1 pseudogene is annotated in these 416 nt (G+C 59.9%); it reads left to right on the forward strand.

What is annotated here, in order from left to right:
- Window positions 1-36: 36 nt before the first annotated feature.
- Window positions 37-416, forward strand: a pseudogene (locus EN804_RS34870) (iron-siderophore ABC transporter substrate-binding protein); the annotation flags it as partial.

Raw genomic sequence — 416 nt, forward strand, 5'->3', positions numbered from 1 at the left:
CTTGAGGCAGTCCGCAAACTTCAGCCTGACCTCATCTTGACGTCGCGGTATCGGCACGCGTCCATTGCTCATGCGCTCGGTGAGATCGCTCCGGTTCATCTGATCGATGATCAGGAAAATGGCGGTGACATGCTGGCGAGCGTCTGTCAGAGCGCCCGTCAGGCGGGCGCAGCGCTTTCGCGATCGGATGACGTCGCAAGGCTCCTCGGACGTTTCGATGATGAGATCGAAAACCTGAAATCGCGCCATGCCGGGCAGGTGGCAGGCCGCAAGCTGGTCGTGGCGCAACCGTTGCCGGGTGTTCCGCGGCTGCGCGTCTTTGCGCCCAACGCCGCAATTTCCGGCCTTCTCAGGAAGATCGGCTTTGCCGATGGCATTGAAATGTCACCGCAACCTTTCGGTTTTACGACAATCGA

Origin of the sequence: Mesorhizobium sp. M8A.F.Ca.ET.161.01.1.1, assembly GCF_004792105.1 — a bacterium.
In the GTDB taxonomy this organism is placed as follows: Bacteria; Pseudomonadota; Alphaproteobacteria; order Rhizobiales; family Rhizobiaceae; genus Mesorhizobium.